A 10200-nucleotide genomic window follows, 5' to 3' on the forward strand; every position below is an offset into this window, starting at 1 on the left:
TGTGATTCCGCCAAAACCACGAGAAAGTCAATGGACGGATGAACAATGGCAAGCGATTTATGCGACTGGAAAGCATACGCTCGTTGCCGCAGCAGCGGGATCAGGAAAAACGGCGGTGCTTGTCGAGCGCATCATTCAAAAAATATTGCATAAAGAGCAGCCGATCGATGTCGATCGGTTGCTTGTCGTGACGTTTACAAATGCCGCAGCGGCCGAAATGCGCCAACGCATCGGAGAAGCGTTAGAAAAAGCGCTTGAAAAAGAGCCGCATTCGCTTCATTTACGAAGGCAGCTAGGCCTTTTACAAAAAGCATCGATTTCAACGATTCACTCATTTTGTTTAGATGTCATTCGCAAATATTATTACGTCATCGGCATCGATCCGGTGTTTCGTATTGCTGATGAAGGGGAAATGGCGCTATTAAAAGAAGAAGTGTTAGAAACGTTATTTGAACAATATTACGCAGAAAACGATGAAGCGTTTTTAGCTGTTGTTGACAGATATACGAGCGATCGGACGGATGCGGATTTACAAACGCTCATTTTGCGTCTATATGAATTTTCACGTTCGCACCCAAATCCAGACGAATGGCTACAACAAATCGTGGATATGTACGATGTCGCAGAACATGCACGCATCGACGATTTGCCGTATGCCCATTACCTTTTTCAAGCGGTCGACTTGACCGTTGAAGCAGCTGAACAAAGGTTGTTGCAAGCGCTACAAAAAACGAAAGAGCCGGGTGGACCAGATTATTTGCATGATACGCTCGTTAGCGATCAACAAGTCATTGCAAAGCTAAAAGAAGCGCGCCATGAGTCGTGGCAAAAGTTGCATGAAGCAATGAAAAACGTATCGTTTGCGACGGCAAAAAAAAAGCCGAAAGACGGAGCGTATGATGAACAGCTTGTGGATGATGTGAAAAAACTGCGCGATCAAGTGAAAAAAGAAATAGGCAGTTTAGCAGAAGAGTTGTTTTCGTTTCAACCGGGGACATACATCCGCCATTTGCGAGAAATGAAGCCGATTGTTGCAACGGTCGTCCAAATGGTACAGCGGTTTGCAGCACTGTTGCAAGCGAAAAAAGATGAAAAAGGCATCGTTGATTTTTCAGATTTAGAACATTACTGTTTGCACATTTTACGCGCTCCTTCTCCTGAGCATGAGCTGAAGCCGTCAGAAGCCGCCCTTTATTATCGGGCACAATTTGCTGAAGTGCTTGTTGACGAATATCAAGATACGAATATGGTGCAAGAGTCGATTTTACGGCTCGTATCGAACGACGATGAAGCAACGGGCAACATGTTTATGGTTGGCGATGTGAAACAATCGATTTACGGCTTTCGTCTTGCGGAACCATCGCTTTTTCTACAAAAATATGACCGGTTTACGAAAGACGGAGAAGGTGGACTTCGTATTGATTTAGCGAAAAACTTTCGTAGCCGAAAAGAAATATTAGACGCAACGAACTTTATTTTCCGTCAGCTTATGACGGAGGCTATCGGCGACATGCGTTATGACGATGAAGCTGCCCTTCGCTTTGGCGCCCTTGATTATCCAGAAAAACAAGTGCCTGTTGAATGCGTGTGGCTGAATGGAGCAAAAGAAGAAAGCGAAGAGGAAGAACAACAAGAGGATGTGACGACTGCTCAACTTGAAGCGCGCTGGATCGCTAAAAAAATTAAACAACTACTTGCCGAGCCGTTTTTCGTTTATGACCGACGTTTAAAAGGAGAACGGCGCTTAATGTATCGCGACATCGTCATTTTATGCCGCTCGATGTCATCTGCTTCAGCGATGTTAGAAGAATTTCGCAAACAAAACGTTCCTGTGTATGCGGAGTTATCTAGCGGCTACTTTTCAGCGACAGAAGTGTCGATCATGCTGTCGCTTTTAAAAGTGATTGACAATCCGTATCAAGACATTCCGCTGGCGGCGGTGCTTCGTTCTCCGATTGTTGGGTTGAGTGAAAATGATTTGGCGCGCATTCGTTTGGCGAAAAAAGACGGGGCTTTTTACGAGGCGTTGCTTGCTTTTGTCGAGCATCCTCAAGATGATGAAGCGCTCGGTGAAAAAATGAAACGGTGGTTGACAAAGTTATCCGAATGGCGCACAGCGGCAAGACAAAAGCCGCTCGCCGACTTGATTTGGCAATTGTATCGTGAAACAAATTTTTATGATTACATTGGTGGAATGCCTGGTGGAAAACAGCGGCAGGCGAATTTGCGCGCATTGTATGACCGTGCTAGACAATATGAGCAAACGTCATTTCGGGGCATTTTCCGCTTTTTACGCTTTATTGAGCGGTTAAAAGAGCGGGAAGACGATTTCGGAGCAGCTCGTTCGCTGATAGAACAAGAAGATGTTGTGCGCATGATGACGATTCATAAAAGTAAAGGGCTTGAGTTTCCGGTCGTCTTTTTAGCAGGTGCAGCGAAATCGTTTAATATGCAAGATTTACGAGGCGACTATATATTAGATAAAGATTTCGGATTAGGGATGCGCTTCGTTCACCCGACGTGGCGAGCAAGCTATCCGACTGTCGTGCAATTGGCGATGAAGAGAAAAATGAAATTTCAACTGCTTGCGGAAGAAATGCGTATTTTGTATGTTGCGCTCACGCGTGCAAAAGAAAAATTATATATCGTCTGTACGGCAAAAGATATCGAAGCGAAAAAGAAAAAATGGCAAGAAGTCACTTATACATCAACATGGGAATTGCCAGCTTATGTGATTGAAAAGGCAAAAAGCTATGCGGATTGGATCGGTTATGCATTAGCCCGTCACCCACAAGGAATATGTTCGTCTTCAACGGTGCTTCACGATCCATCATCGTGGGATATTCACATCGTGTCAGCGCATTCGCTTGAGCAAGAAGATGAGCAAGCGAATGAACATCGAGACATTGTCGAGGCGATTCAACAACTGCAACCTGTGCCAATGAAAAGCGAATATGAACAAGAAGTAAAGCGTCGTCTTTTTTGGACGTATACGTATGCCGATGCAACGGTGTTAAGGGCAAAACAAAGCGTATCGGAGTTAAAGCGGCAGCGCGACATATACGGTGGGCATGCAGAACAACCGTTTCGAAAAGATCTTATTGAACGCCCACGCTTTTTACAAGCGAAAACGATGACGCCAGCCGAACGCGGAACAATTATGCATCTTGTGATGCAACATATTGATGTTACAAAAGAAGTCACCGTTGATGCGGTGCAGGAGCAAATCGCACGCATGGTAAACGGTGAGTGGCTAACGGAAGAACAAGTAAAAGCTGTTGATGTAGAAAGCATTGTCGCCTTTTTTAACACTCCGCTTGGCAAGCGAATGCAACGGGCGACGCGGCTTGAGCGCGAAGTGCCGTTTTATTTGGCGCACGAAATGGAAGGCGAGACAGTTGTCGTTCAAGGGGTTATTGATTGCGTGTTTGAAGATGGGTATGGGCTCGTTTTAATTGACTATAAAACAGATCGCGTGTCGTGGATGAACGATCCGAAAGAGCAATTAAAGCGACGATACAAAGGGCAATTGGCGCTATATCGGGAAGCGATTGAAGCCATTTGGAAAAAGGAAGTAACAGAAACGTACGTGTACGCTTTTGATGGAGCCCTACTCGTGCCGATGGAGGTGGATTGATGTGCGCATTTTACATACAGCGGATTGGCATTTAGGAAAAACGCTTGAAGGGAGAAGCCGTCTTCCTGAGCAAGAAGCGGTGATTGATGAAATCGTAGAAATTGTACAAAAAGAAAACATTGATGTCGTATTGCTTGCAGGGGATGCGTTTGATACAGTCAATCCGCCTGCCGATGCAGAAAAGCTTTTTTACGAAGCGCTTTCGCGTTTAAGTGATTATGGCAAGCGTCACGTTGCCGTGATTGCAGGAAACCATGATCATCCGGGGCGTTTAAGCGCTGCTGCTCCGATTGCCGAAAAGCACGCCATTACGTTGCTAGGTTTTCCGACAGATCGCGTGCAACAAATTCATGTTCCTTCAAGCGATGAAACATTAATGATCGGAGCGCTCCCATATCCGTCAGAGTCGCGATTGAACGAATTGTTGGCAGGGGAATGCGACGAAGCGTTGTTGCGCGTACGATATGATGAGCGCATTCGCGCCATTTTTGCGAAAATGAACGAATCGTTTCGCGAGGATGCGGTGAACATTGCAATGAGTCATTTATATGTCGCAGGCGGAGCTACATGCGACTCCGAGCGCCCGATTGAGCTTGGGGGAGCGTATACCGTATCGCCTGCAAGCTTCCCTGCAAGCGCGCAATATGTCGCGCTGGGGCATTTGCATCGTCCACAAGATGTGAAACATGCCGCCATGCCTGCACGCTATGCGGGGTCGCCGCTTGCTTACAGTTTTTCAGAAGCGGGATACAGCAAGTCCGTTACGATCATTGACGTGCAGCCACGCTGTGCGCCGATCATTTCTGAATACTTATTGTCGAAAGGGCGTCCACTCGTCAAATGGAAGGCGACAGAAGGGCTTGCGCAAGTGTATCGTTGGATCGAAGAGGGGCGCGACCGCGATGCATGGATTGATTTAGAAATTGATGTCGAGCAATCATTAACGCTAGAAGAAACACATCGGTTACGCAAATTGTATGACGGGTTTGTCCATATTCGCCCGAATTATATAAAGAAAGAAGAAGTTGTGCGTGACGTGCGCACCGATGTGCCAATTGAAACGCTGTTTACACGCTTTTATGAACGGCAAACAGGCGGAGGAAAGCCGTCTGAACAACTCGTTCAACTATTTTTGCAGCTCGTTGCCGAGGAGGACGAACAATGAAGCCGATTCGTTTAACGATTGCAGGGTTGCATAGTTTTCGCCAAAAGGAAACGATTGATTTTGAGAAGCTATGTGAAGGGGGCCTATTTGGCATTTTTGGTCCGACCGGAAGCGGCAAGTCGTCGATTTTAGATGCGATGACGCTCGCTTTATACGGAAATGTGGAACGTGCTGCAAATCAAACAAACGGCATTATGAATCATGCAGAAAACGAGCTATTCGTTTCGTTTACGTTTGAATTGCAAAATGCGAAAGGCGTGAAACGATATACGGTTGAACGTTCGTTTAAGCGCGCGGATGCGTTGCGCGTTCGTTCTGTCGTTAGCCGCCTTATCGAAGAAGGAACGGAGCGTGTCGTTATCGCCGATAAAACACGGCTTGTTGATGAACAAGTGAAACAGCTGATCGGTTTAGAAATGAAAGATTTTACAAGAGCTGTCGTTTTGCCACAAGGGAAATTTGCAGAATTTTTATCGTTAAAGGGAGCGGAACGCCGTCAAATGTTGCAACGGTTGTTTCATCTCGAACGATATGGCGATGAATTAAATAAAAAGTTAAAAAATAAATTAGCAGAAGCGTCAGCGAAGCTAGAAGCCATTAAAGGGGAACAAGCCGGGCTTGGCGATGCGTCCAAAGAACAAGTCGAAAAGCAAAAACAGGCGCTAGCAGAAAAAAAAGAGGCGCTCGAACAAGCGAAAAACGCATTGCGCGACATTCATGAACGATACGAAAAAGAAAAGCAATTATGGCAATGGCAATGTGAAAAAGAAAAGGTGGAACAACAACTTGACAAGTGGCGCGAACAAGAAGAACATATAAAGCAGCTTGAACAAATGTATGAGCGAAGCAAAGAAGCGGAGCGGCTCGTACCATATATTGAACAAGTCGAACGAAGCACACGTGAGGTTGCACATTGGCGACAAAAAGCAAGCGAACTAGCCGATCAATTACAGCAAGCAAGCGCGATGTATGAACAAGCAAGCAAGCGATATGAACAGTTGCGTGCGAAGAAAAACGAAGAAGAGCCGAAATGGCTCCAAAAACAAGAGCAGCTCAAACAAGCGCTACAAACATTGGCGTTTATGCGCGCGCTTGAACAAGAGCAGGCGAAAAAACGCGCGAGTTTGCTAGAGATGGAGCGGCAAGAACAACAAGCGCGCCAAATGGTTGAAACGTGCACAAAAGAATATACCACATGGAGCGCAAAACAAGCAGAGTTAAAAAAACAGTGGGAAGAAAAAAAAGTGGACGTCCATGTGAAAGAGCGGCTCGAACAAGCGTATGAAAAAAAGAAGCATATGCAATTGCAGCAACAAGCGCTTGAAGAGATGGAGAAGGAAAAAGAAGAAAAACAGCAAATGTATGAAGCCATGAAGCAAGCATATGTTGAAGAAATGAAACAGCTCGAACAGCAACAAGCGCGTTTGACGACACAATTTTATCATGTCGAAACGTTGTATCATCGCGTATGCGAGCGAGAAAAACAAGCGATGGTGCTCGTCTACAAATGGAAGGAAGAAAAAAAGCAAATCGAAGCGGCACGACTGCACGATTTAGCTGCGACGTTAGCGGAACGTTTGCGCGACGGCGCTCCTTGTCCGGTTTGTGGCTCGTTGCATCATCCAAATCGGGCAAAGAGACAACAGATGGCAATTAATGAACAAGCGCTAGAACAAATCGATCGTTCCATTCAAGCAGGTGAACAGCTTGTTACTGCCATGCAGCAAGTAAAAATGCAGATTGAGCAACTGTCTGAGCTGATGGCGCGCCAGCCGCTGCCACAACATGTCGATGTCGAAAAAGTGAAACGCGAGGTTGAAGAAGCACCTTTTTCCTCTTTAAAAGAGGCTGAAGTCGAATTAAGGGCGTTGCAACAAGATTATATCGCATGCCGCGATCGGACATATCGCCATATTGAACGATGGAACGAACAAAAACAAAAAGAACAGCAATATGCGTATCAAATCGAAACGATGCGTCAACAAATCGCTCAATTGGAGGAAAAATGTGCTGAGCGACGCGCGCGCGTAGAAAAAGAACAAGCGATGTGGCATGAGGCGTATCCGGATGTATCGTTTGAACAAATCGATGCGCTAGTTAGCAACCTTCGTGAGCGTGATCGGGAAGCGCAACAGTTGCAACAGCGCATCGAAAAAAGCATCACGGTGTTAGACGATAAACGAGCTGAGCTTGAGCGTTGGAAAGAAACGTATCAAACAGTTATGAAACAAAAAGCAGAACGTATGACTGAATGGAATATGCAACAACAACAATACGAACAATATAAACAAACGCTGCCTGAAGGCATGGATGAGGAGAGTGTACAACAACAGCTCATTCATCTTGAACAAGCGCTTCAGCGTGTGAAACGAGAAGAAGAAGAAGCGTATGCACGATGGACATCATTGCAGCAACAATTACAAATGTTACAATCGGAAAAACAAGCCGCAGACGTCGCTTTACAAGAAGGAGAAAAAAGAAAAAAAGAAGCAGAACAAGTTTTGGCTGAGCAGTTACAAAAAAGTCCGTGGAAGACAGTCGATGACGTGCGCGCTTCTCGTTTAGGAGAACAAATCAAGCAACAAATGGCTCACGACATACAGCAATATAAGCAAATGCTGATGAAGCTAGAAAACGAATGGCAACGTTTAAACGAAGCGATGAACGGCGTGACGATAACGAAACAGCAATGGGAAGAAACGATGAGTGAGTACGAAGAAGTGAAGCAACAAGTAGATGAGCATATGCGGCAACTTGGCTCACTTGAGGCAATCGTGTCAGATCTTGAAGCGAAACATGTGCGCTTTGAACAACTGCAACAAGAACGAATGCAACTTGAAAAGCTCGCAGCGCAGTACGAAGAATTGCAAAAAGTATTGCGCGGCAACAGCTTTGTTGAATTTATTGCTGAGGAACAGCTCGTTCATGTGACGCGCTATGCTTCTGAAAGACTTGGAGAATTAACGAGACAACGATATGCGATAGAATTAGATTCTGAAGGCGGCTTTGTCATTCGTGACGACGCAAACGGTGGTGTACGTCGCCCGGTAACAACGTTATCCGGAGGAGAAACATTTTTAACATCATTATCTTTAGCCTTGGCACTATCAGCGCAAATTCAGTTGCGCGGAGAATACCCTCTTCAATTTTTCTTTTTAGATGAAGGATTCGGTACGCTCGATCAAGAGCTATTAGATGTCGTCATGACCGCTTTAGAGCGATTGCGCGCAGACAATATGGCGATCGGGGTCATTAGTCACGTACAAGAATTGCATGCGCGCATGCCGAAACGGTTGATTGTTAAGCCGGCAGAACCGTCTGGAAAAGGAACGACGGTCCAACTTGAAGTGATGTAAAGGAGGATTATAATGAAAGGGATGTGTGAACTTTGTGGAAGAGAAGATGTCGTATTAACTGTCCATCATTTAACACCAAAAGAGTATGGCGGCACAGAAACAGCAAAGTTATGCATCCCGTGCCATAAACAAATTCACGCCATATATACGAATGAAGAATTAGCGAGCCGGCTCTATACGATTGAACGGCTACAACATGATGAACAAGTTGCATCATTTCTTCGTTGAATTCGAAAGCAGCCGGCAGAGCGGCTTCCAAAAATAAAAAAAGCGAAGCGGCAAAAGCGTTAAGCATTGCCGACAATGTTTTGATCGGATGCATCAAGGTCGAGCGTGTTCGTTAAGCTAATGCCATTGTTTGCCATAATAAAGTTTCCTGTGTTAAACGCACCGGCACCAGCGAACGTTCTAGAGGTGATTTTCGGCGATATATACAACGTATCACCGACTTGCATCACCGCTCCGCTTGCAACGAGATTAATTTTAATCGGCCCGACGAGAGCTGGCATATGTTTCTCTCCTTTCTGTCAGTTGGCGAATATGTTTAACGCGTGACTCTGTTTGCACATGTTTTGTTGAACCGATGTGCACGGCAGATGTAGCAGATATTCCGATGATGCGTATCGAATGAACAGCGATGAGCGGGCAAGCGTGGAAATTTAGGCGACAAACAACTTCCCGATCGACTGGCGGACGTGGAATAAGCTTTGTAAAAACGGGAAAGACAAGCGGAAATTCTCCGCTATCCACATATTCGAATTGCCGCTGAACAGCAAGCACTCGCGCAGAAAGACGAACTTCTTGGCTGTCTCCAATTTGTACAACGGAACTAAAGGAGACAGCGTTTGCTCGCAGAAAGTGGACGACGGAAAGGCGACTCATCGCTTTTCCTCATTTTTTTTATTGTCTTGTTTTTGTGGAAACGGACCGATAATTAACGATTCCGGCGGCGTATCAAATGCGGAAGCTAATTGAATCGTTTCGCTGTCGCCGATTAATACGAGCGATGAACTTGCAACCCCACCAATCGAAATATGACCGACGGAAAGATGATGGTTGACAACCGTCATATTCATTCGTTCATCCCCTCTCGAGGTAAATGTTTTAAAAACGTTTCAATGGAATACTCGATATCTCGCTTTAAATATGCGATAATGTTTTGTTGTCGCTCATCGTTTTCTTGTTCGTTTTCTCCATGTTGGCGTAAATAAAAATGAATGCGGTCATCAATTTGTCGAGCAATATCTTCCAATATAAATTGGCGATACGTTGGATCGAGCGAACGATGATACGTTTGTTCGATGCGAGTGATGATGTTTTCGCCTTCTTTTTGTAAATATTCATGAACAGCCGTTTGAATGCTACGAAAAAGTGGTGTTGGTTGCGGAATGATTGTTTGACTTTGGGGAACAGCGAAATTTTCGATCGTATCTTCCCCAAACGTCGCAGGATTAAGGCCAATATTTAACGTTCCTTCTAACGTCTCGACTTTTAATTGGTCAAAATGATATTCGATTTTTTCAATTGTTGTGCGCGGCTTTTTTTTTAATTCTTCATATTGTTGTTGTAAATAATATACTGCTTTTTCAAGCGATTGGATTTTTTGTTGTTGCCATTTTAAATACGTTTCGAGCTGTTTAAAGTAATCATGCCACATGTATGATGCCTCCTTCTTTGCCGACCTTTTTACTTTCTAATGTATGGCCGAGCAGAAAGAAGTATCACAGTTTTATACAGGAGACTGAAGTGGAACGAGCAGTCCTCCTTGAATATTCATTTTTGATTCCGGAGCAGGTTGTGCAAATTGACCGGTATTGCTTAATATGGCGAGCGGTTGTACTTTTCCAGTTGTTCCGATTTGCAGTACAGATGAGTTAGTAAGCGAGCCGATTTTTAATTGGTGAATAGAAATCGTTTGTTGAACGTACACATTCATCGTCCCACCTCGCTAGGCGTTTCCAACGACATTGCTATCGGCAACATCGTGGTCGTTTGTATTTGTGTTGCTATATTGATTGTAAATATGCAAGCCGTCCCCCGTA

The 10200-nt window shown here is 45.0% G+C and carries 9 protein-coding genes and 1 pseudogene; 4 read left to right on the forward strand and 6 right to left on the reverse strand.

What is annotated here, in order from left to right; genetic code table 11:
- The first annotated feature begins 1 nt into the window (after window position 1).
- The 4 genes and pseudogenes from addA to hlpB all read left to right on the forward strand — a co-directional run bounded on the left by addA (window position 2) and on the right by hlpB (window position 8449).
- The gene (gene addA / locus ABEV15_RS09240; protein WP_498853030.1) at window positions 2-3637 is read left to right on the forward strand and encodes a helicase-exonuclease AddAB subunit AddA; all 3636 of its coding nucleotides are present in this window, start codon (window positions 2-4) and stop codon (window positions 3635-3637) included.
- Between the two features lies 1 nt (window position 3638).
- A complete protein-coding gene (locus ABEV15_RS09245) occupies window positions 3639-4802 on the forward strand; it encodes an exonuclease SbcCD subunit D (protein ID WP_498853031.1) in 1164 nt (387 codons plus the stop codon).
- Window positions 4799-8158 carry an AAA family ATPase gene (locus ABEV15_RS09250; protein WP_498853032.1) on the forward strand — a complete coding sequence of 1120 codons (3360 nt, stop codon included), beginning with the start codon at window positions 4799-4801 and terminating at the stop codon, window positions 8156-8158. Before ABEV15_RS09245 ends, ABEV15_RS09250 begins: the two co-directional genes overlap by 4 nt.
- Window positions 8159-8170: 12 nt before the next feature.
- Window positions 8171-8449: pseudogene (gene hlpB / locus ABEV15_RS09255) on the forward strand (HNH nuclease-like protein HlpB).
- Here hlpB and ABEV15_RS09260 read toward each other — a convergent pair.
- The 6 genes from ABEV15_RS09260 to ABEV15_RS09285 all read right to left on the reverse strand — a co-directional run.
- Window positions 8446-8667, reverse strand: a complete 222-nt coding sequence (locus ABEV15_RS09260) for a spore germination protein (RefSeq protein ID WP_429635486.1) — start codon at window positions 8665-8667, stop codon at window positions 8446-8448. The pseudogene hlpB and the gene ABEV15_RS09260 sit on opposite strands and share 4 nt — an antisense overlap.
- Window positions 8642-9040: a spore germination protein GerPE gene (locus ABEV15_RS09265; protein WP_429635485.1), complete on the reverse strand. Its 399-nt coding sequence runs from the start codon at window positions 9038-9040 to the stop codon at window positions 8642-8644. The genes ABEV15_RS09260 and ABEV15_RS09265 overlap by 26 nt, the downstream gene beginning before the upstream one ends.
- Window positions 9037-9234 carry a spore germination protein GerPD gene (locus ABEV15_RS09270; RefSeq protein WP_429635483.1) on the reverse strand — a complete coding sequence of 66 codons (198 nt, stop codon included), beginning with the start codon at window positions 9232-9234 and terminating at the stop codon, window positions 9037-9039. Before ABEV15_RS09270 ends, ABEV15_RS09265 begins: the two co-directional genes overlap by 4 nt.
- The gene (locus ABEV15_RS09275) at window positions 9231-9815 is read right to left on the reverse strand and encodes a spore germination protein GerPC (RefSeq protein ID WP_064220965.1); all 585 of its coding nucleotides are present in this window, start codon (window positions 9813-9815) and stop codon (window positions 9231-9233) included. Before ABEV15_RS09275 ends, ABEV15_RS09270 begins: the two co-directional genes overlap by 4 nt.
- Before the next feature lie 72 nt (window positions 9816-9887).
- Window positions 9888-10094: a spore germination protein GerPB gene (locus ABEV15_RS09280; protein WP_192954211.1), complete on the reverse strand. Its 207-nt coding sequence runs from the start codon at window positions 10092-10094 to the stop codon at window positions 9888-9890.
- A 12-nt stretch (window positions 10095-10106) separates the two neighbouring features.
- Window positions 10107-10200: spore germination protein (locus ABEV15_RS09285; RefSeq protein ID WP_498853035.1), on the reverse strand; the 94-nt coding region annotated here is incomplete at its 5' end.

The sequence above is a fragment of the Bhargavaea massiliensis genome (genome assembly GCF_050480245.1).
Classification (GTDB): Bacteria; Bacillota; Bacilli; order Bacillales; family Anoxybacillaceae; genus Anoxybacillus.

Coding starts and splice junctions, on each gene's coding strand:
- ABEV15_RS09260 (WP_429635486.1), bottom strand. CDS start 8,667: ATGCCAGCTCTCGTCGGGCCGATTAAAATTAATCTCGTTGCAAGCGGA.
- ABEV15_RS09280 (WP_192954211.1), bottom strand. CDS start 10,094: ATGAATGTGTACGTTCAACAAACGATTTCTATTCACCAATTAAAAATC.
- ABEV15_RS09275 (WP_064220965.1), bottom strand. CDS start 9,815: ATGTGGCATGATTACTTTAAACAGCTCGAAACGTATTTAAAATGGCAA.
- ABEV15_RS09250 (WP_498853032.1), top strand. CDS start 4,799: ATGAAGCCGATTCGTTTAACGATTGCAGGGTTGCATAGTTTTCGCCAA.
- ABEV15_RS09265 (WP_429635485.1), bottom strand. CDS start 9,040: ATGAGTCGCCTTTCCGTCGTCCACTTTCTGCGAGCAAACGCTGTCTCC.
- ABEV15_RS09270 (WP_429635483.1), bottom strand. CDS start 9,234: ATGAATATGACGGTTGTCAACCATCATCTTTCCGTCGGTCATATTTCG.